The organism is Bacteroides sp. LFL-34 (genome assembly GCF_027257075.1).
Classification (GTDB): domain Bacteria; phylum Bacteroidota; class Bacteroidia; order Bacteroidales; family Bacteroidaceae; genus Bacteroides; species Bacteroides ovatus.
Genome location: NZ_JAPQKZ010000031.1, coordinates 32526 through 54160, shown reverse-complemented (window position 1 = coordinate 54160; position 21635 = coordinate 32526). Strand labels below are relative to the sequence as shown.

Sequence of the window (21635 nt, the reverse complement as noted above, 5' to 3'; positions counted from 1 at the left end):
TCAAAGACGTATATTATCTTTCTTTTATAGTCTCCCAGACCTTTGGATGCACAAAGTATCGAACATCTTTCCCTGCATCCAATGCTTCTCGAATAAAAGTAGAACTGATTTCAAATACAGGGGAATGAACGAGACGCACCGTTTCCGGCAATTCCTCCTCTTTGACGGGAAAGCCGGGACGGGGGTAAATAAGAATCTGATTCTCTTTAATGATACGTTCGGACTGATACCAATATCCAAAACGTTCCCAATTATCGGAACCGATAATGAAATAAAACTCGCGATCGGGAAATGCCTCACGCAGTTTCTCCAACGTATATACGCTATATGAGGGGCGAGGCAAATGAAACTCAAAATCTGAAGCCTGAAAACGAGGATAGTCACTGATGCTCAACTTTACCAGTTCGAGACGTAATTCATCATTCCATAACTTCTCCTGTGCTTTCAAAGGATTCTGAGGACTCACCATAAACCAGATTTCATCCAATCCTTCATACTCACAAAGGTAGTTGGCTAGAGCAAGATGTCCGATGTGAATCGGATTGAATGATCCGCTGAAGATTCCGGTTTTCTGCTTATTCATTGTTCCAAAAACTCTTTGATAACTTTCAAAGCTTCCGCTTTAGCAGTTTCCAAATTGTCATTGACAATCACACAATCGAATTGCGGAGCAAAACCCAATTCATATTCCGCCTTAGCGATGCGACTTTCAATCACTTCCGGCGCATCCGTTCCACGTCCTTCCAACCGGCAGCGTAATTCTTCCACCGAAGGCGGCTGGATAAACACCGACAATGCACGATCACCATAAAACTTCTTGATATTGCATCCGCCAACCACATCTACGTCAAACACCACATTCTGACCCGCTTCCAATTGCTTTTCTACCTGCGCTTTCAGCGTTCCGTAATAACGGTCCTTATACACCTCCTCATACTCCAGAAATTCGTTGTTCTCAATGCGTTGGCGAAATTCTTCCGGCGTAAGGAAGAAATATTCAACCCCATGCTGCTCCGTTCCACGCGGAGGACGGCTGGTAGCAGAAATAGAAAACGCTAAATTCAAGTTCTGCGTCAGCAGATAATTGATTATAGTAGATTTGCCCGAACCCGACGGAGCAGAGAAAATAATTAGCTTACCGGTCATAAGTTTAATGAAGAATTAAGAATTAAAAATGATAGATACTGTTTTACATCACGTTCAGCACCTGTTCCTTAATCTGTTCCAGTTCATCCTTCATCTGAACTACGATCTTCTGCATTTCAGCATGATTGGACTTGCTGCCTAACGTGTTGATCTCCCTACCCATTTCCTGGGCGATAAAACCAAGCTTTTTACCCTGTCCGCTACCACTTTCCATCGTGCTGATGAAATATTTCAGATGGTTGCTAAGACGTTGTTTTTCTTCGTTGACATCCAGCTTTTCGATGTAGTAAATCAGTTCCTGTTCCAAACGATTCTTGTCGTAGTCTACGCTTAACGTCTTTTCGAGAGCATCAGTGATGCGTTCCTTCACTTTCTCTACACGTTCTTTCTCGTAAGGAGTAATCTGTTCGAGCAAACTGTTGATGTTGGCAATCTTCTCACGGAATTTCTTTTCCAATGCAGCCCCCTCCTGTTTGCGGAAATCTACCAAATGACTGATGGCTTCAAGTATGGTAGCATGCACCATGCTCCATTCCTCTTCCGTCAGTTCCTGAATTTCCGTTTTCGTCATCACGTCCGGCATGCGAAGTAATAGTTGGAGCCAGTCTTCCGGTGCGGGACAAGGAATCCCCAGTTCGCGGCTTATCGAATCCAACTGGCTATAATAACTTTTCAGTACATCCTTATTGATGGGAGCAGCATCCGCACCCTCCTTCTTCTCTATCCACAGGCTGAAGTCAGCTTTTCCACGTTCCAGAACTTTAGAAATCTCATTACGGATTTCAATCTCTTTTTCACGATACGCCGGAGCGATGCGAGTGGACAAATCCATTGCCTTGCTGTTGAGCGACTTGATTTCTACATTTATTTTTTTATCAGGAAGTTCGGCCGTAGCTTTACCGTATCCTGTCATAGACTGTATCATAACCTTAAAGTTTTGTGCAAAAGTACACGAATATTTTAAGAATTGGAAATAATCATGTAAATTTGCGACAATTTAATAAGCTGATTTTTATGTCGTGTATACTGAATATTGAAACCTCTACCTCTGTTTGCTCGGTAGCGGCCAGTCAAGACGGACAGACGATTTTTGTGAAAGAAGACTTGAAAGGCCCTTCACACGCCGTGTCTTTAGGAGTTTTTGTAGATGAAGCATTGTCGTTCATAGACAGTCATGCCATCCCTTTGGATGCCGTTGCAGTGAGTTGCGGACCGGGTTCGTACACCGGACTCCGAATCGGGGTTTCTATGGCGAAAGGAATTTGTTACGGGCGCAATATCCCCTTGATCGGTATCCCGACGCTGGAAGTATTGAGTGTTCCGGTGCTGTTGTATCACGACTTGCCCGAAAACGCTTTGCTTTGTCCGATGATCGACGCCCGCCGCATGGAAGTATATGCAGCCGTCTATGACCGTCGTCTACAAGTGAAACGTACAGTTGCCGCCGACATCGTAGATGAGAACTCTTACCTGGAGTTCCTGAACGAACAACCGGTTTATTTCTTTGGAAACGGAGCCGACAAATGCCGCGAACAGATCACGCATCCGAACGCACATTTTATCGACAATATCCATCCGTTGGCTAAAATGATGTTCCCACTGGCAGAAAAAGCAGTGGCCGATGAAGACTATAAAGACGTGGCTTACTTCGAACCTTTCTACCTGAAAGAATTCGTTGCCTCCATGCCGAAAAAGCTTCTTTAATTTTTTAATTTTTAATTCTCAATTTTAATTTAACAAATGCAATACAATACTCAACAGAAAAGAATGCCGCTTCCCGAATACGGACGTAGCATCCAGAACATGGTAGATTATGCGTTGACCATTCAGGATCGTGCAGAACGTCAGCGTTGTGCCAACACCATCATCAACATTATGGGAAATATGTTCCCCCATTTGCGTGATGTACCCGATTTCAAGCACAAGCTTTGGGACCACCTGGCTATCATGTCCGGTTTTGAGCTGGATATTGACTATCCGTATGAAATCATCCGCAAGGACAATCTGGTGACCCGCCCGGACCATATCCCCTACTCCACTGCCCGTATGCGTTACCGTCACTACGGACATACGCTGGAAGTACTGATAAAAAAAGCGATCGAATTCCCTGAAGGAAACGAAAAGAGAAACCTGATTGCCCTTATCTGCAACCACATGAAAAAGGATTACTTGGCATGGAACAAAGATACAGTGGACGACAAAAAGATTGCCGAAGACCTATACGAACTGTCCAACGGGGAACTCCAAATGACCGACGATATCGTCCGGCTGATGGCAGAACGCCTGAATCAGAACTACCGTCCGAAGACGAACTATACCAACAATCGTCAAAACAATAAAAGAAGATACTAAACACTTTATACTTAATACTAAAAAAATTAATGGCTTCATTTGTAATCGAAGGAGGACATCGGCTTAGCGGAGAAATCCACCCGCAAGGAGCTAAAAACGAAGTTTTGCAGATAATCTGTGCCACGTTGCTGACCGCAGAGGAAGTGACGGTGAACAATATACCTGACATTCTTGATGTCAACAACCTGATTCAGCTCTTGCGGGAGATGGGAGTGACGGTTGCAAAGAAAGGCATTGATTCTTATAGTTTTAAAGCAGAAAATGTAGACCTGGCTTATTTGGAAAGCGATGAATTCCTAAAGAAATGTTCCAGTCTGCGAGGCTCTGTGATGCTTATAGGTCCCATGGTGGCACGTTTCGGCAAGGCATTGATTTCCAAGCCGGGAGGAGATAAAATCGGTCGCCGCCGTCTGGACACTCACTTTGTAGGTATTCAGAATTTAGGGGCCGACTTCCGCTACGACGAAGAGCGGGGTATCTACGAAATAACGGCCGACAGACTTCAGGGAAGCTATATGCTACTGGACGAAGCATCTGTCACCGGAACAGCCAACATCGTCATGGCAGCCGTACTTGCCAAAGGTACGACCACCATTTACAATGCCGCCTGCGAACCCTACGTGCAACAACTCTGCCGGTTACTCAACCGGATGGGAGCCAAAATCAGCGGTATCGCATCCAACCTGCTCACCATCGAAGGCGTGGAAGAACTGCACGGCACGCAACACACCGTACTGCCCGACATGATTGAAGTGGGCAGCTTCATCGGCATGGCGGCAATGACGAAAAGCGAAATTACCATCAAGAATGTTTCTTACGAAAATCTTGGAATCATCCCCGAGAGCTTCCGCCGTCTGGGCATCAAGCTCGAACAAAGAGGAGACGATATTTACGTTCCCGCACAGGAAACATACCAGATAGAATCATTTATCGACGGCTCCATCATGACGATAGCCGACGCCACTTGGCCGGGACTGACTCCCGACTTGCTAAGTGTGATGCTCGTTGTAGCCACACAAGCCAAAGGCAGCGTACTGATCCATCAGAAAATGTTCGAAAGCCGCCTGTTCTTTGTGGACAAGCTGATCGACATGGGTGCACAGATCATTCTCTGCGACCCTCACCGCGCCGTAGTCATCGGACACAACCACGGCTTCAAGCTGCGCGGCGCCCGCCTGACTTCACCGGATATACGTGCCGGTATCGCCCTTCTGATTGCCGCCATGAGCGCCGAAGGCACCAGTACCATTAGTAACATCGAACAGATAGACCGTGGTTATCAGAACATCGAAGGACGTCTGAACGCTATCGGAGCCAGAATCACCCGGATATGATAAAGAAAGAAGAAGTATACAAGATAGGATTATTCAATAAACCGCACGGCATCCACGGCGAATTGCAATTTACCTTCACGGACGATATTTTCGACCGTGTGGACTGTGATTACCTGATATGCCTGCTCGATGGCATTTTCGTGCCTTTCTTCATCGAAGAATACCGCTTCCGTTCAGACTCCACCGCCTTGGTGAAACTGGAAGGAGTCGACAGTGCCGAACGTGCCCGAATGTTCACCAACATTGAAGTCTACTTCCCCGTGAAACACGCCGAAGAAGCGGAAGATGGCGAATTATCCTGGAACTTCTTTATCGGTTTCCAGATGGAAGACATCCATCACGGACTTCTGGGAGAAGTCATAGATGTAGATACCACTACGGTAAACACCCTTTTCGTGGTTGAAGGAGCGGAAGAAGAGGAACTGCTCGTTCCCGCCCAGGAGGAATTTATCGTAGGAATAGACCAGAAACAGAAACTCATCACGGTGGAACTTCCCGAAGGGTTGCTCAATCTGGAGGAATTGGAAGATGACCGGTGAGAACGAATAAAACGATGAGCCGCTCATCCACTGAAAATAGTAAATAGTAAATAGTAAAAACAGTAAATACCCGAGATGCCAAAGAGAAGACGAAGTAAAGCTTTCTGGAAAAATTTCAAGTTCAAGTATAAACTAACGATCGTTAATGAAAATACACTTGAAGAAATTGTCGGACTTCGCGTATCCAAGCTCAATGGACTTTCCGTATTACTTTGCGTGCTGGCGGTACTTTTCCTGATCGCTTCCTGCATCATCACCTTCACCCCGCTGCGCAACTACCTTCCCGGATACATGAACAGTGAAGTCCGTACACAAATCGTGGACAATGCCCTGCGTGTAGACTCTTTACAACAAGTGCTCAACAAGCAGAATCTTTACATCATGAACATTCAGGATATCTTCAGTGGAAAAGTATCCATCGACAGCGTGCAGACACTCGATTCACTGACCACTGCCCGCGAAGACACACTGATGGAACGTACCAAACGGGAAGAAGAATTCCGCCGTCAGTATGAAGAGAATGAAAAATATAACCTGACCTCCATCACTTCCCAACCGGACGTGACCGGACTCATTTTATACCGTCCGACACGAGGTATGGTGTCCGACCACTTCAATGCCGAGAAGAAACATTACGGCACCGACATCGCCGCCAATCCCAACGAAAGTGTATTGGCAACCATGGACGGGACCGTCATCCTAAGTACATACACCGCCGAGACAGGTTATCTGATTGGCGTACAACATAACCAGGATTTAATTTCAATCTATAAACACTGCGGCTCCCTCCTGAAAAAGGAAGGTGAACGCGTGAAAGGAGGGGAAGCCATCGCTCTGGTAGGAAACAGCGGCACACTTAGTACAGGGCCGCACCTCCATTTCGAACTTTGGTATAAAGGTCATCCGGTGAATCCCGAAAAATACATCGTATTTTAAGTGATAATAGAAAAATGAATATAGAGACTAACAAAAAGAAAAAACAAATAGCTATCCTAGGCTCAACAGGCTCCATCGGGACGCAGGCTCTGCAAGTCATCGAAGAACATCCCGACCTGTACGAAGCCTATGCGCTGACAGCCAACAACCGCGTGGAACTACTGATTGCCCAGGCACGGAAGTTCCAGCCGGAAGTGGTAGTGATAGCCAACGAAGAAAAGTATTCCGAACTGAAAGAAGCATTGAGCGACCTGCCTATCAAAGTGTACGCAGGCACAGACGCTATCTGTCAGATTGTAGAAGCAGGCCCCATCGACATGGTGTTGACAGCCATGGTCGGTTATGCCGGACTAAAACCAACCATCAACGCCATCCGCGCCAAGAAAGCGATTGCGTTGGCCAATAAAGAAACATTGGTAGTAGCGGGCGAACTGATTAATCAGTTGGCACAACAATATCGCACTCCGATTCTGCCGGTAGACTCTGAACACTCTGCTGTTTTTCAGTGTTTAGCGGGAGAAGTGGGTAACCCGATCGAGAAAGTGATATTGACAGCCTCCGGAGGTCCGTTCCGCACTTGCACCCTGGAACAGCTGAAATCCGTCACAAAGACGCAAGCCTTGAAACATCCCAACTGGGAAATGGGAGCAAAAATCACAATCGACTCCGCTTCCATGATGAATAAAGGTTTTGAGGTGATCGAAGCCAAATGGTTGTTTGGTGTTCAGCCCAGCCAGATCGAAGTGGTGGTGCATCCGCAATCAGTCATTCACTCGATGGTGCAGTTTGAAGACGGAGCTGTCAAGGCACAACTTGGGATGCCGGATATGCGCCTGCCCATCCAGTACGCATTCTCCTACCCCGACCGTATCAGCTCTTCTTTCGACAGACTCGATTTCTCCCAATGCACGAATCTGACGTTTGAGCAACCCGATACGAAACGGTTCCGCAACCTGGCACTCGCCTACGAAGCGATGTACCGCGGAGGGAATATGCCCTGTATCGTCAATGCTGCCAATGAAGTAGTGGTAGCCTCTTTCCTAAAAGACGACATCAGCTTCCTCGGCATGAGCGACGTAATAGAGAAAACAATGGAACGGGTTGCCTTCATCGCCAATCCGACATACGACGATTATGTAGCTACGGATGCGGAAGCAAGGAAAATAGCAGCCAGTCTGATATGATCCGCTTCATCCCATTGATGAACAAAGAAAATAAAGAAATTGATTAGTATTAATATAAATTGAAAATAGCCTTTATATCCTCTCTTCGGTAGAGAATTAGTTGAAGGCTTTAAACTGTAAATAGACTATATGGAAACATTTTTGATTCGTGCCCTGCAATTGATTATGAGCTTATCCTTGCTCGTTATCGTTCATGAAGGCGGGCATTTTCTTTTTGCCCGTTTGTTTAAGGTGCGTGTAGAAAAATTCTGCTTATTTTTTGACCCTTGGTTCACCCTTTTTAAGTTCAAACCCAAGAAAAGTGACACAGAGTATGCAGTAGGCTGGTTGCCATTGGGCGGTTATGTCAAAATAGCCGGCATGATTGATGAGTCGATGGATACCGAACAGATGAAACAACCCGAACAACCGTGGGAGTTCCGTTCCAAGCCGGCGTGGCAACGTCTGCTGATAATGGTGGGTGGCGTACTGTTCAACTTCCTGTTGGCACTGTTCATCTACTCCATGATTCTTTTTGCATGGGGCGACCAATATATAAAGGTACAGGAAGCCCCTCTTGGTATGGAATTCAACGAGACTGCCAAAGCGGTAGGTTTCCAGGACGGTGATATCCTCCTTTCTGCCGACGGTGTTCCTTTCGAACGTTATGACGGCGACATGTTGAGCCAGATTGCCGATGCACGCGAAGTAAGCGTCATCCGTAACGGGGCAAAAGCCTCCGTCTATATCCCGGAAGACCTGATGCAACGCCTCTTGGCAGACAGTGTCCGCTTCGCCTCCTACCGTTTCCCGTACGTTATAGACAGCGTAATGGTGAACTCTCCTGCCGCACAAGCAGGAATCCAGGCAGGTGACAGCATCATCGCCCTGAACGGAACACCGATCTCTTTCTCCGACTTCAAAGAAGCGATGGCAGAACGTAAGAAAAACGAAGCAACCCTGCTCAAAGACAGCATAGATCCGCGTCTAATCACGCTGACTTATGTGCGTAACGGTGCAACAGACACGCTAAGTATGCGTGTAGACTCCGCCTACCTGATGGGTGTAACCGCCTGTCTCGTCACAGACCGTCTGCTCCCTATGGTAAAAAAAGAATATGCTTTCTTTGAATCCTTCCCCGCAGGTGTCTCCCTCGGTGTGAAAACCCTGAAAGGCTATGTAGGAAACATGAAATACCTCTTCTCAAAAGAAGGAGCCAAACAGCTGGGCGGCTTCGGAACGATCGGCAGCATCTTCCCCGCTACCTGGGACTGGCACCAGTTCTGGTATATGACAGCCTTCCTTTCCATCATCCTGGCTTTCATGAACATCCTCCCTATCCCCGCATTAGACGGTGGCCACGTGCTCTTCCTCTTCTACGAGATGATAGCCCGCCGCAAACCGAGCGACAAGTTTATGGAATACGCCCAGATGACCGGTATGATTCTGCTCTTCGGTCTGTTGATATGGGCTAACTTCAATGATATTTTGCGATTCTTCTTCTAGCGAATATAACAATAGAAAGATAGAGAAAACATATAAAAAGAATCATCCCGGATGAAAAAGGTTTTAAAAACCAATTTTCATCCGGGATCTTTTTTTATTGTTGTTTGTCTTTAAATCTTCAACATCTTCTTCTCTCTCTCCAAATCCGTCTCATCCAACTTAGGTGAAGGCACCGTGCACGTTTTGATATAATCTCCCTCCTGACACGTATAATTATAGTACACCTCCAATTCCGGAGTCAATTCCGCCCGCGGAACCAGACACCCTTCCATCTCCAGAAACTGATTAACATCCGTACTATCCGACTGTTTCACCAGTACAATACGACGCGCAATCGGATTATGATTGTAGTCCAGACAGAGATAAAGCCCTTTCAGCATATTCGGAAACTCATAATGCGGAAGTTGCAGGTAAATAGTCACCAGCGCAAACTGTGGCAAATCCCTTTCGTTGAACATCAGGTAAGAGTTCTGATGATTACTGATAATCCCGCTCCCCCAATGCACCGACTTATACGCATTAATCATCCCCACCTTCACATACTCATTATTCTCGGAAGCACAAATCATGTACGGCTCGATCTTCAAGCTATCCGTAGAAGACGACAAACTGTAACTAAGATACATACCGCTATAATTATACACCTCCTGCACAGACTCCTTCGCCTCTTTCCCCAGCAACTTGATAAAAGAGTTGCCATTCTCCGCCTCGCTCTGCACGTCCGGTTCCATCTCCTGAAGCAACAGCCTCACCGATCCCACATTATTTAATAAGCGTTTCTTGGAAACATTATTCACCAGTGCCAAAGCTTCATCCAGCGCCTCGTCCGGTGTGCGTGTTTTCAATAAATCGATATAAGCGGGAAGCACACTCGAATACAAAGCAGACAACACACTCGGAGCCATATCCACCCGGTCGGCAATTTCTTTCATCTTCACCCCGTTGTTGCGCAGGTACTCTATTCTTTTATAAATATCCGTAAGTTCGTCCATGATTTTTCGGTTTGTTAATTGATTCCGTTGCAAAGGAATGACTAAGGTATTATGTTTGTATTGCATGAATATTACATTAATATTTCAGTACACTTAAAGGCTCATATATACAATATGATTCATTGAAATTCATTTTTTCGTTCGCTCCGACACCCTACTTTTGCACCGGAAACAAAAAAATAGCATTATGAATTTCAAAGAAAAACTGTCGCCTTCGGCCCAAAAGAAACTTTCCGATTTACTCTTTATCCTTTATGCGGGAGGAGCGGCACTGCTATCCTATTCATTAGTCTACGCACTACGCAAACCGTTCACCGCCGCCACGTTCGACGGCATGGAACTATTTGGTATGGACTATAAGATAGCCACCAGCATCATCCAGATATTCGGATATATGGTATCCAAGTTTATCGGGATCAAACTTATTTCCGAACTGAAGAGAGAAGGCCGCCTGAAATTCATTCTTGTTTCTATTTTAGTGGCCGAACTCTCTTTGGTTCTTTTCGGATGCCTGCCCCGCCCGTTCAATGTGTTGGCGTTGTTCTTCAACGGACTGTCGCTTGGCTGTATGTGGGGAGTCATCTTCAGCTTCCTCGAAGGACGCCGGGTGACGGATCTGCTCGCTTCCCTTTTCGGACTCAGTATCGCAGTCAGTAGCGGCACAGCCAAATCCATCGGACTTTTCGTTGTCGACACCCTGCACGTCAGTGAGTTCTGGATGCCTGCACTGATCGGTGCGGTAGCATTGCCCTTGCTGGCAGGACTGGGCTATATCCTCGATCACCTGCCCAAACCGACTGCCGAAGACAAAGCACTGCGTGTGGAACGTGTCACTCTCAACAAACAACAACGCTGGAACCTGTTCCGCAGCTTTGCTCCCATATTGACACTGCTTTTCTTCGCCAACCTCTTTCTCACCGTTTTGCAAGATGTCAAGGAAGACTTTCTGGTGAAAATCATAGACGTCAATGCCGCCGGACTTTCCCCGTGGGTATTCGCCAAAGTGGACGGTGTAGTCACACTGATTATCCTGGCCATTTTCGCCACCTTGGCAGTGATGAAAAGCCACATCAAAGTACTTTCCGTTCTATTGACCCTTGTCATTGCGGGAGCAATCACACTTAGCACTGTGGCATTCAACTACCATACCCTGCAACTTTCTCCGCTCGTGTGGTTATTTATCCAGAGCCTCTGCCTCTATTTTTCCTACTTGAGCTTTCAAACCATTTTCTTCGACCGCTTCATCGCCTGTTTCCGCATCAAGGGAAATGTAGGTTTCTTCATAGCGATGGTCGATTCCATCGGCTACACAGGCACAGTGGTGGTATTGGTAGTGAAAGAATGTTTCAACCCGGATTTGAATTGGCTGGAGTTCTACAATACGATGGCAGGGACAGTAGGAATCGTCTGCACCTTTGCGTTCACCTTAGCAATGATTTATCTGACACAAAAATACAGAAAAGGGAAACAGGGTGAAATACGCGGGAACGAATCCTGCCCCGTCCCCTCCCTCGCTTCTTATTAATTTCCGACGAATAAACCAATATTATATAGAAACAAGAATGAAAAAGATTGAATGTATTATTATGGACTGGGCTGGTACAGCCGTTGACTATGGATGTTTTGCCCCCGTGGCTGCTTTTATCGAAGCATTTGCCGAAAAAGGACTGGTAATCGATGTTGTACAGACCCGCAAACCAATGGGACTACCCAAAATTCAACACATCCGCGAACTACTTTCCATGCCTGACGTGAACGAACAGTTTACCGCCCGTTACCAACGCGCCTGGACGGAAGAAGACGTGGTAGAACTAAACCGCCTTTTCGAGAAGCATCTCTTCGCCTCTCTCGAAAACTACACAGACCCTATTCCGGGAGTAATCCCAACTTTGGAAAAATTGCGTGCCGCAGGTATTAAAATAGGATCGACCACCGGCTATACCCGCGAAATGATGGATGTAGTTCTCCCCGCCGCACAGGCAAAAGGATACCACGTGGATTATTGCGCCACTCCCAACCTGCTTCCCGCCGGACGTCCCGCTCCTTACATGATTTTTGAGAACCTGACGAAATTAGCAGTCCCCAGCCTCGACGCCGTTATAAAAGTGGGTGATACGATTGCCGATATTCTCGAAGGAGTGAACGCGAAAGTGTATAGTGTAGGCGTGATTCTCGGCAGCAATGAAATGGCACTTACCGAAGCAGAAACAAAATCAATGCCTGCCTCCGAACTCGAAGCCCGCATCGCCGATGTCAAAGAGCGCATGCTTGCCGCAGGAGCTTCTTACGTGATACGCACTATCGAAGAACTTCCCGCACTGATTGAAACGATCAACGCCGGCAACTAACATTCAAGCCCGCACCCAACAATCAGAAAAGAAACAAAATCATTTATTTATTCATTTCTAAAGAAAACATCATTATGAAACCATATTTGTTATTAACTCCGGGACCTCTAACCACCTCTGAAATAGTAAAAGAAGCCATGATGACCGACTGGTGTACATGGGACGAAGACTACAACCTCGGCATTGTTCAGGAACTCCGCAAAGACCTGGTTAACATCGCCACTAAAAAACCGGAAGAATACACTTCCATCCTTTTACAGGGAAGCGGAACCTATTGCGTGGAGGCCGTTTTAGGCGCCACCATCACCCCGAAAGACAAACTCCTGATTTGTAGCAACGGAGCCTATGGCGACCGTATGGGCAACATTGCAGAATATTACCATCTCGACTACGACATGCTGGCTTTTGAAGAAACAGAGCAGGTATCAGTTGAATATGTAGACGATTATCTTAGCAATAACTCCGATATCACACATGTCGCTTTCGTTCATTGCGAAACAACGACCGGTATCCTGAATCCGATCAAAGAACTGTCCCACATCGTCAAGATGCATGGTAAAAAGCTGATTGTAGACTGTATGAGCAGCTTCGGAGGTATCCCCTTAGATGTAAACGAACTCGGTATCGACTTCCTAATCAGCAGTTCCAACAAGTGTATTCAGGGTGTACCGGGATTCGGATTCATCATCGCCCGCCGTTCGGAATTAAAATATTGCAAAGGAGTGGCACGCTCTCTTTCCCTGGACATCTACGACCAATGGGAAACAATGGAAAAAGGACACGGAAAATGGCGCTTCACTTCACCGACACACGTTGTCCGTGCTTTCAAACAAGCCCTGACCGAATTGATTGAAGAAGGAGGCGTAGAAGCACGTTACCAACGCTACTGCGAAAATCACCGTATTTTGGTGGAAGGTATGCGTGCACTCGGATTCAAAACATTACTCGAAGATGACATCCAGTCGCCTATCATCACTTCTTTCCTTTATCCGCATGAAGGATTCGACTTCAAAACATTCTACTATGCACTGAAAAATAAAGGATTCGTGATTTACCCGGGAAAGATTTCAAAAGCAGATACCTTCCGTATCGGAAACATCGGTGATGTGCATCCGGAAGACTTCCGCCGTCTGGTAGAAGTCATACGGGAAACGAAATACTAGAAAGTCAAATCTTTCAAGTTCATCTTGAATGATTACTTACTAATATGTTGTATGATGTTCCTGTGAAGTTCTGAAAGACTTAATCCTCTTTCAGGACTTCATTATTTTCTTTTCAGGGTGGAAGGCTGTGATAGCCTCAAGCTACTGACGATAGCTGCCACAACGGCAAACCCACTCCCCACCATCAGGCAAACAGCCGTGCTCCGGCTATGAGTGACAAAGCTGAAAAGCAAGGCAACCAATGTTGTTCCGGTGGTCTGTCCCAACAGGCGGGCCATTCCCAGCATCCCACTGGCCCCTCCCGAACGCTGCGTAGGAGCGGAAGAGATAATTGTACTGTTGTTTGGCGTCTGAAACAATCCGAAGCCTGCACCGCATAACATCAAACGCAGGATAATACTTATATCAGATGATTCGGCAGTCAGACTGGAAAGCGAGAAAAGCCCGATGGCAAACAAAACCATCCCGATACTTCCCAGTATACCGGGGTGAATACGCTCCACGAGATACCCTGCCAATGGAGCCGTGACCAGCGTAGCCAACGGCCACGGAGTAAGCAAAAGTCCGGTCATCACCTCACTGTGTCCTAAAGTGTTCTGCAGGAAAAAAGGCAGGGAAACCATTGCCGACATTTGAGCGATAAAGGAACAAATGGAAGTCAGGATGGATAACCGGAAAATCGGAATCCGCAACAGGTCGAGCGGCAATAGAGGAGTAGTCTGTGTGAGTTGCCGGCGCACATAGTACGTGCCTACCACTGCCAATACAACCAGTTGGATGAAAAGGAAATCCATTTCCTCGTGATGGGCGAATCCGTCCAGCGTATATATAAGCAGGCCGAAGGTAACCGCATTCGCTATGGCGCTGATATAATCGAATTTGCGTTTCGAGCGTTCCTCCTGCCTTGGCAGATGTTTGATGCCGAGAAACAATGCGGTAAGTCCTAACGGAACATTAATAGCAAATAACCAGTGCCAGCTGGCAATAGAAAGAATACCGCTCGCCACAGAAGGCCCGGCGGCAGCCGATATGGCAACGACCATCGCATTAATCCCCATTCCCCGCCCAATCTGGCTCTTCGGATAGATATAACGTAGCTGTGCCGTATTCACGCTGGTGATGGCAGAGGCACTGAACCCCTGAAAAATACGGGCGACGGTTAGCGTCCAAAACGAATCGGACAAGGCACAGATCAATGAAGTGATGCAAAACAGGCCGATACCCGAAAGAAAGACTTTCCGGTAACCGATGATTTCACCCAAAGCGGAAAAAGACAGTAGCGATATGACGATGGCCAGCTGATAGCCGTTGATAATCCAGGTGGTTACAGCGGGAGAAGTCCCAAAATCATGCGAAAGCGTGGGTAGTACGATATTGACGATGTTAATATCCAATACCGACATACAAAGAGCGAATCCAACGGACACCACCGCCCAAATACGCTTAGGCATCGGCAATCCGTCGGTTTCCTCTATTTTTTGAGTTGAATTTATCGATTGTACCATAAAAACTTATTCTTGTAAGTAGTCATTCTTTTTTCACCATAAAGCAACGCAGGGATGCAAACACAAACACCACCGACTACAAAAAAAGCACCGCGTTACTCCGTGATGAAAAATGATTCACTTGGTTTCGTAAAGGTAAACAAAACAATGGTACAGGTGTTTTTGTTTCCTTTGAAAAATAAGTTTTTTTAGTGGAGAAAAGTCGTTACTTCAACTTCAAGATCCGTTGATTACTGCTTCCCCTGAACTCCAGATACGGAGAGAAAAGAGCCTGCTCGAAGCGTCCGTCCACCAACACATCTATATAATCAAGAGCAGCACTCAAGCGGGGCTGTGCCTTGATTTCTTCGTAGCTATATCCTGTATAGCACCACACATTCATCCCCGTCTCCTCTTTCACCCGTTTCAGTAAAAGCAGAAACTCCTCCGGATGGAAGAACGGATCACCACCGGAAAAAGTAACACCGTCCAGCAAAGGATTTGCCTTGATTTCACGGATGATGGACTGTATTTTTTCTTCCGTCAACTCTTCCCCCGCCCTCGGATTCCAGCTCTCCGGGTTGTGGCAACCAGGACAGTGATGGGAACATCCGGCAAGATAAATAGAGTACCGGATGCCTTCACCATCGACAATCGTTTCAGGATAAGTTCCTAATAAATTCACTTCTACAGGTGTTTTACGCGGTCTTGTTCTTCTGCCCGTTTAGCAGAGTTCCAGGAACTCAAATCGCCTGTCAGGTAACCGGTTATACGGCGCATACGAAGGATGCTTTCACTCTGGCACACCGGACATTTATCGAAGATAACCCCTTTGTAACCACAGTTATGGCAAGTATCTACCGGGTGATTGATAGAGCCGTAGCCAATCCCCTCGTCGTGCATCACTTTCACAATCTTGGCGATGGCACGTACATTCTTCTGTGCTTCACCGTCCAGTTCTACATACGTGATATGTCCGCCGCGCGTAATGGCGTGGAACGGAGCTTCACGCTTGATTTTCTCAACGATGCTGATCGGTTCTTTCACGTCTACGTGAAAAGAGTTGACATAATAGTCGCGGTCTGTCACTCCGGGGATTTTTCCATATTTCCGACGATCCATTTTAGTGAAACGTCCCGAAAGTCCTTCGGCAGGAGTAGCCAGAACGGAGTAGTTCAGGTTATATTTCTCTTTATATTCGTTTACCACTTTATTCATTTCCATCACCGCTTCATACAGCGTGTCCCATGCTTTCTGGTTGTGGCCGTGACCTTGTCCGTAGAGAGCCACCATCGCGTTGTGTCCGCCGATAAATCCGATACCCAGCGTACCGCTGCGCAATGCATCACCCACCTGTTCATTCGGGTTCAGCTCACCGCCGCCTTTCCACACATTATTTCCCATCATGAACGGGAACTGACGTGCCAGGGCCGTACGCTGATACTGATAACGCTCGTAAAGCTGATCGGCTACAAGCACGGACATTTGGTGTACGGATTCGATGAAAATTTCTTTTGCCTTCTGTTCAATGGCATCCTTGTTGCGTTCATCCTCTATCAGGTTTTCCGCCTTGATGCGGGCTTCAATCGCCAGTCTCGGCATATTCAGCGTAGTGAATGAAAGATTGCCACGACCTAAAGAAGATTTTTCTCCTGCCACGTTTTCAAAGACACGGGTGCGACAACCCATCGTCGCCAATTCGTAGATGTAACGTTTCGGATCGTCCGCTCTCCATTTCTCGTTCTGATTGAAAGGTGCGTCGAGGAACATGAAGTTCGGGAACAATGCTTTCGCCGTAGTCTGGCAAGCCTTCAACAGCAAGTCGAAGTTGGGAGCCTCGTAACGGTCGGTCATTGCCTCTTCGATATTTTCCGCTTTCATTGCTTTCTCAAAGTCTTTTTCCGAGTAAGAAACTCCGTCTTTCACCTTGAAAATCTGGATCGGGAATACAGGCACCTCACCTCTTGTACCCAATCCTTCAATGGTAGCTTTCAGCAATTCTTCGATCACCATGCGGCCTTCGGCAGAAGTGTCCGTACCGTAGTTGATGGAGCTGAATACCACCTGATTACCGCCACGTGAATGCATCGTGTTCAGGTTGTGGATAAATCCTTCCATGGCCTGATGGGTATCTTTGCGAGTCTGCTGATAAGCTTTCTCAACGATACGGGCAAGGTGTTCCTTATCTATAATAATCTGTAAAGCCACCAAAGCAATGCGCAATGTTTCGCGTTCGGCTTCAGTAGTCTTGATAGACGGAAGATATTCTTTAATCAATGTGCGGATGGATTTCTCATCGGCCTGATTTCCGTTTTCCATGGCGACATAGAAATTGATGAACGATGCCAGATGCTTGCGGAAAGATTTGGCCACACCTTTTGCCATGAAGAAATCGAAAGCAGGAATTGCCTGTCCGCCATGCTGCTCATTCTGATTCGTCTGGAAAATAATAGTAGCCAACGTAGCATAACTCTGGATGCTTTGCGGGGTACGGATACTACCGTTCTTGGTGCGAAAACCACGTTCAAAGAGGTCATCCATATCATATTGGATACAGGTCGTCGTCTTTGTCGGATAATAATCCAAGTCGTGAATGTGAATATCTCCCAACTGGTGCGCTTCGGCAAAACGTTTCGGCAACAGGTATTTATACGTATAATCTTTGGTTACTTCGGAAGCGAACGTCATCATCTGTCCGGCAGGCGTGTGACTGCTCATGTTGGCATTGCTCAAGTTGACATCGTTCTTGTCGATAGCAACGATGCCGTCCATCACTTGCTTCATCTGGGTTTTCTTATCGCGCTCCGTATTCCGCCATTCGCGATAAATAATATATTTCTTCGCTACTTCCGGGCGTACTTTCATCAACGACTTTTCTACTAAATCCTGAATCTCTTCTACGGTAATAGTAGGAGTAGTAAACTGACTGATTACGTTCATAGTGATGTCAGCCACCAACTGCTGCTCATCCTGAATACCTGTTGCACTGAATGCTTTACTAATTGCATTCTTGATCTTACTGATAGAGAAATCTTCTCTCTTACCATCACGTTTGATGATACAAATTTCCGCGTAGTTCATAACTTTAACTCCCGAAAGTTTAAATTTAAAATATTGATAACTAAAAGAAAAAGTTCCGGCAGGTCTTCTGACTTATCCCTCCCTCGCAACACCTTCCCACACCGACATCGATGCAGTGGCTTATTGTGCGGATTCTTAGAGAATTACAGCAGCGGGTACTGTCGCCGATTTACACAGCGTTCCCTCATTGACTAAACCTCTTTTAGCTCCGAAACCGGATACAAAGATAGAAGATAATCTAATAGCTTGGTTAGCTTTTAACATTAAATTTCGGGAAACATTTCTTTCTCGCTGATACAGAAAGTTTTCCAAAACGGAAAACTTTTTTCTGATTTTAACGTGGATAATATTCCAATTCCGTTTATTTCACCCAAAAGACATATATAGTTTTTAGCTACTTCACTCTTAGCGAAAAAAGAATGTGTTAAAAGTCTCCACAACTATCTTTTGCTTCATAAGTTACAGACTATTTTTCACTTTCGACCAAACCTTTCTTTCCGATAAAATGAAAGAAATTATAATTTTTCGATTTCTTCTTTCGAAAGCCCGGTAGATTTTATGATAATATCGTCAGCCACTCCTAATTCTTTCAAATTACGAGCTGTTTCTTCTTTACCTTTTTGCAAGCCTTTCTGTTCAGCAAAGTCCAACGTATTAAAATAATCGTTATAAACTTTCCATTCTTCTTCATACTGGGCTCTTTCCTCCTGGGTCATATTTGCTTTGGAAGCCAACTTTTCAAGTCGCTCGAAGACGGCCTTGCGAGCCTTGAAAGGCATCCGGTCAAGTGTATCCATATGCTTTAGTATATAAATCCAGCGTTCAAAATCATTTTCACATTCATCCTCCTCTTTGTTGAAGTTCGGCAGTTCGATAAAAATCTGCCGGAACTTGTTGCTGAAGAGCTTCCCCGTATCCCTGTCAGAAAGAACGATATCCGTTCTGATTTTAGAGGGCATATCCTTGTCCATCACGAAATTCATGAAGAACACTCCGTACACGGCATCCAATTGAAAGTTCCAAACTCCCCTTTTCGCCTGCTGCGTAATGGCCCTAGAAAGATAGAAGAGGGCACGATCTTTAAAGTAAGGCTGTTCCCGGTTCTGCATTTCTACGATAATACGTTCACCGGTATCGGTTACGCAATAGATGTCGTAGATAAGACCTCGTTCTGTTTTTACTTCCGGCTGCTGTTCACTGTTAAGGAACTGAATGTCGGTAATCACATGCTCTCCTACGAGCAAATCGTTCAAGAAGTCGATTAACAACTCCTTTTCTACCTCTCTGCCGAATAAAAACTTAAAGCCAAAATCGGTAAAGGGATTGATAAATCTTCCCATTATATGCTGTGTCTCAATTACAAAACAAAGATAGAGTTTTTTTGTTGAATACGGTCAAGAATAGAAAAAAATAAATGGGTACAAAAAAAGAAGCTGCCTCATTCATCGGGAGACAGCTTCTTCATTTGAACCTTGAGCCTTACTTTACTTTCACTTTATGAGTTGCTCCACGTTTGTTACCGGTTCCATGAGCTATGTGCGGGCGGCACGTTTCGTTTTTTTTCAGGATCATTTTTTTACACGTACACTAATCTTTTTCCGTCTTACTGCTTCTCCGATGACGGAACCGCAGAACAGCCTCAAGAATGTCTAACAACTTTTCCAGTAATAATTTCATTCGCTTTTCTATTAAGGTTGATAATCTATTTTATATCGGTCGAAGTGCAACCATCAGCTATACCCGATTCGCGGCTACTGATAAGTCTATCAATAAGCTTTAGTTTGCCTGACAAACTTATCAGTTAATCCCTACGGATTCAGCTGCCAGCTGCACTTCCGGTCAAGCGGCCGGGTCCGGCGCTTCTCCTCCTCCGCCACCGGGTTCGTCGCCGTCATCCGGGTCTTTGTCAACGACATCGTCGGCCACAAACGAACCCGCTACATCCTTGATGTGCACAAACTCCACTCCGGTGGTCAATGCGCGGGTAGCACTTCCGTTAGCGGCACGGGTGTATTCAGGGGTAAACTGACAACGCAATGAAGTGATCTGCGAACTGCTGACTTTACTCTCCAACTCCACTCCTTTTCCTCCTGCTTTGGCAATCATTGTAAATGTTCCCAAGCCTTCGAGGCGCACCGTGCGGCTGTTGAGCAACTGTTCGCGCATCACCGACATCAGGTTACGAATCACGTTATGAACATCACCCGCCGTCAGCGAGGCTTTTTCTGCAATCAATTCCGCCATTTTCTGCGTATTGACCATTTTCCCGAATTTCACCAGACGGGGATAATAAAGTTTCTGTCCTTCCTTGTTGGCAAGTGTTGCCTGATAAGGTTTGTAAATTAATGGCATACTGTTTTCCTTTCTTTTTTGATTGATGAATAAATAACTACTGTTTGTAACCGATTACGAAGACAAAAGTACACGAAGAGAAAAAAGCAGGGAAACACGATGTTACAACCCGTCGCAAGAGAGAACAGACAAACACAATTTGATACGATTCATGCCTACAAAGGCTTCTGTACAAAACAGAACCAACCGACATAAAAAGGCGTACCTTTGCATGAGTTCATACAAAATAAACCTCTAAAAAACAGTCAATATGAAAACAGAAACAACTCCAAAAGCAGAAACAGAGAGCCGTACCCGCATACAAGCCTATAGCAAAAGCCAGTTGGCCGGACTTTACCTACCTCACATACAGTCCGCCTCGGCACGACGCACCCTCCGTAGTTGGATTGCCAAGAACACTGCACTGCAAGCCGCACTCGCTCAAACCGGATATAGTGAAAAAGCCATCCTGCTCACTCCGGCACAAGTAAGGCTGTTCTTCAAGTTTTTAGGAGAGCCCTGAAACGACTCTTTTACAAAGAAAATATCATTCGGAGAAAGATAAAGCCAAACAAGGCAAGAAAAAAGGCAAGCCAAAGCAAAGCGGACATTTCATCACAGATCACGCGAATCAAATTATAACTTGCTGATTGCTGTTATAAAGAGTCCAAGATAATCTGTAACGAACTGTCCGCTCATTATATAAAAAAAGGATTATATCATTCCGGAGTACCTTCTCCCGACGGCTTCATCAAATCGGCTGTAACCTCCGCTTTAAAACGGACACCGTCGTGAAGCCGCAGATTCAATTTGACAGTAACATTCTCATCGTTGTTACGCTTCACATAAAACGTTCCCGTCACCCTTTTATATTGGGAATAATAATAGAACGGATCTTCGTAAATAAAGAAATACTGGTCGTTTTGGTACAAGGTCGATGCATCCACCACTTGCCCCTCCCAATACATACCCAGAGAAAACAAAAAATAAGTACTAGTTTTCCCGTCCTGTATCTTTTCCGGAGAAAAGATACAGGTAAAATAACCACCGTCCATAGTAGCCTCACCGGACACGATCCTGTTCGCTTCCCCCCGGAATGAATAAGTACCGATGGAAGGCAATTCCTCCACATCCGGACCGGGATTTACCGGATCATTATCTTTATCGTCACTACATCCGGCAAAACCCACCAGAAGCAATCCCGATAAAACATATAAATTTAAATATTTCAATAAGATTTTCTTCATGAATACACTTCAT

At 45.8% G+C, this 21635-nt stretch carries 21 protein-coding genes and 1 riboswitch; of the genes, 11 read left to right on the top strand and 10 right to left on the bottom strand.

Annotated elements, in window-relative coordinates; all coding sequences use genetic code 11:
• Positions 1 to 13 precede the first annotated feature (13 nt).
• Genes nadD through N5O98_RS17755 form a run of 3 tightly spaced genes read right to left on the bottom strand, consistent with a single transcriptional unit; the run spans position 14 to position 2071 of the window.
• Complete coding sequence (gene nadD / locus N5O98_RS17765) at positions 14 to 583, bottom strand: nicotinate (nicotinamide) nucleotide adenylyltransferase (RefSeq protein ID WP_004296801.1); 570 nt, start codon at positions 581 to 583, stop codon at positions 14 to 16.
• Complete coding sequence (gmk, locus tag N5O98_RS17760; RefSeq protein WP_004306884.1) at positions 580 to 1146, bottom strand: guanylate kinase; 567 nt, start codon at positions 1144 to 1146, stop codon at positions 580 to 582. The genes nadD and gmk overlap by 4 nt, the downstream gene beginning before the upstream one ends.
• 43 nt (positions 1147 to 1189) lie before the next feature.
• Positions 1190 to 2071 (bottom strand): YicC/YloC family endoribonuclease, encoded by an 882-nt coding sequence (locus N5O98_RS17755; protein ID WP_004296799.1) that lies wholly within the window; start codon positions 2069 to 2071, stop codon positions 1190 to 1192.
• Between the two features lie 89 nt (positions 2072 to 2160).
• Between N5O98_RS17755 and tsaB the strand changes: the two genes are divergently transcribed.
• The 7 genes from tsaB to rseP all read left to right on the top strand — a co-directional run bounded on the left by tsaB (position 2161) and on the right by rseP (position 8976).
• Positions 2161 to 2850, top strand: a complete 690-nt coding sequence (gene tsaB, locus N5O98_RS17750) for a tRNA (adenosine(37)-N6)-threonylcarbamoyltransferase complex dimerization subunit type 1 TsaB (RefSeq protein WP_004306883.1) — start codon at positions 2161 to 2163, stop codon at positions 2848 to 2850.
• Between the two features lie 36 nt (positions 2851 to 2886).
• The gene (locus tag N5O98_RS17745; RefSeq protein ID WP_004296797.1) at positions 2887 to 3498 is read left to right on the top strand and encodes a DUF4290 domain-containing protein; all 612 of its coding nucleotides are present in this window, start codon (positions 2887 to 2889) and stop codon (positions 3496 to 3498) included.
• Positions 3499 to 3527: 29 nt separating this feature from the next.
• Entirely contained in the window at positions 3528 to 4832 is a 1305-nt protein-coding gene (gene murA / locus N5O98_RS17740; protein WP_004296796.1) for a UDP-N-acetylglucosamine 1-carboxyvinyltransferase, read from the top strand.
• Complete coding sequence (rimM, locus tag N5O98_RS17735) at positions 4829 to 5371, top strand: ribosome maturation factor RimM (RefSeq protein ID WP_004296795.1); 543 nt, start codon at positions 4829 to 4831, stop codon at positions 5369 to 5371. The genes murA and rimM overlap by 4 nt, the downstream gene beginning before the upstream one ends.
• 75 nt (positions 5372 to 5446) lie before the next feature.
• Positions 5447 to 6307 carry a M23 family metallopeptidase gene (locus tag N5O98_RS17730; protein WP_004296794.1) on the top strand — a complete coding sequence of 287 codons (861 nt, stop codon included), beginning with the start codon at positions 5447 to 5449 and terminating at the stop codon, positions 6305 to 6307.
• Between the two features lie 14 nt (positions 6308 to 6321).
• Positions 6322 to 7491 carry a 1-deoxy-D-xylulose-5-phosphate reductoisomerase gene (locus N5O98_RS17725; protein ID WP_004308958.1) on the top strand — a complete coding sequence of 390 codons (1170 nt, stop codon included), beginning with the start codon at positions 6322 to 6324 and terminating at the stop codon, positions 7489 to 7491.
• 129 nt (positions 7492 to 7620) lie between these two features.
• Positions 7621 to 8976, top strand: coding sequence for an RIP metalloprotease RseP (gene rseP, locus N5O98_RS17720; RefSeq protein WP_004296792.1), 1356 nt, complete (start codon positions 7621 to 7623; stop codon positions 8974 to 8976).
• Positions 8977 to 9086: 110 nt separating this feature from the next.
• Here the strand turns inward: rseP and N5O98_RS17715 are convergent, their stop codons facing one another.
• Entirely contained in the window at positions 9087 to 9968 is an 882-nt protein-coding gene (locus N5O98_RS17715; protein ID WP_008998748.1) for a hypothetical protein, read from the bottom strand.
• A 187-nt stretch (positions 9969 to 10155) separates the two neighbouring features.
• Between N5O98_RS17715 and N5O98_RS17710 the strand changes: the two genes are divergently transcribed.
• From N5O98_RS17710 to N5O98_RS17700, 3 genes are all read left to right on the top strand, one after another.
• Positions 10156 to 11493: a DUF5690 family protein gene (locus N5O98_RS17710; protein ID WP_004296790.1), complete on the top strand. Its 1338-nt coding sequence runs from the start codon at positions 10156 to 10158 to the stop codon at positions 11491 to 11493.
• Positions 11494 to 11530: 37 nt separating this feature from the next.
• Positions 11531 to 12316, top strand: a complete 786-nt coding sequence (phnX, locus tag N5O98_RS17705) for a phosphonoacetaldehyde hydrolase (protein WP_004306877.1) — start codon at positions 11531 to 11533, stop codon at positions 12314 to 12316.
• A gap of 74 nt (positions 12317 to 12390) precedes the next feature.
• Positions 12391 to 13479 carry a 2-aminoethylphosphonate--pyruvate transaminase gene (locus tag N5O98_RS17700; RefSeq protein ID WP_022200251.1) on the top strand — a complete coding sequence of 363 codons (1089 nt, stop codon included), beginning with the start codon at positions 12391 to 12393 and terminating at the stop codon, positions 13477 to 13479.
• Positions 13480 to 13580: 101 nt separating this feature from the next.
• Here the strand turns inward: N5O98_RS17700 and N5O98_RS17695 are convergent, their stop codons facing one another.
• From N5O98_RS17695 to N5O98_RS17675, 5 genes are all read right to left on the bottom strand, one after another.
• Positions 13581 to 14984 carry an MFS transporter gene (locus N5O98_RS17695; RefSeq protein ID WP_004296786.1) on the bottom strand — a complete coding sequence of 468 codons (1404 nt, stop codon included), beginning with the start codon at positions 14982 to 14984 and terminating at the stop codon, positions 13581 to 13583.
• 205 nt (positions 14985 to 15189) lie between these two features.
• Entirely contained in the window at positions 15190 to 15648 is a 459-nt protein-coding gene (gene nrdG, locus N5O98_RS17690; protein WP_004296782.1) for an anaerobic ribonucleoside-triphosphate reductase activating protein, read from the bottom strand.
• 2 nt (positions 15649 to 15650) lie between these two features.
• Positions 15651 to 18044, bottom strand: a complete 2394-nt coding sequence (locus N5O98_RS17685) for an anaerobic ribonucleoside triphosphate reductase (RefSeq protein WP_004296781.1) — start codon at positions 18042 to 18044, stop codon at positions 15651 to 15653.
• Between the two features lie 40 nt (positions 18045 to 18084).
• Positions 18085 to 18272, bottom strand: a riboswitch (cobalamin riboswitch).
• A gap of 287 nt (positions 18273 to 18559) precedes the next feature.
• Positions 18560 to 19384, bottom strand: a complete 825-nt coding sequence (locus tag N5O98_RS17680) for an Rpn family recombination-promoting nuclease/putative transposase (protein ID WP_004310114.1) — start codon at positions 19382 to 19384, stop codon at positions 18560 to 18562.
• A 499-nt stretch (positions 19385 to 19883) separates the two neighbouring features.
• Positions 19884 to 20396: an HU family DNA-binding protein gene (locus N5O98_RS17675; RefSeq protein WP_004296776.1), complete on the bottom strand. Its 513-nt coding sequence runs from the start codon at positions 20394 to 20396 to the stop codon at positions 19884 to 19886.
• 250 nt (positions 20397 to 20646) lie between these two features.
• On the opposite strand from N5O98_RS17675, the gene N5O98_RS17670 reads away from it, so the two are divergent.
• Positions 20647 to 20898, top strand: coding sequence for a DUF4248 domain-containing protein (locus tag N5O98_RS17670; RefSeq protein ID WP_004296773.1), 252 nt, complete (start codon positions 20647 to 20649; stop codon positions 20896 to 20898).
• Positions 20899 to 21094: 196 nt separating this feature from the next.
• Here the strand turns inward: N5O98_RS17670 and N5O98_RS17665 are convergent, their stop codons facing one another.
• Positions 21095 to 21622, bottom strand: a complete 528-nt coding sequence (locus N5O98_RS17665; protein WP_004296771.1) for a hypothetical protein — start codon at positions 21620 to 21622, stop codon at positions 21095 to 21097.
• Positions 21623 to 21635: the final 13 nt, after the last annotated feature.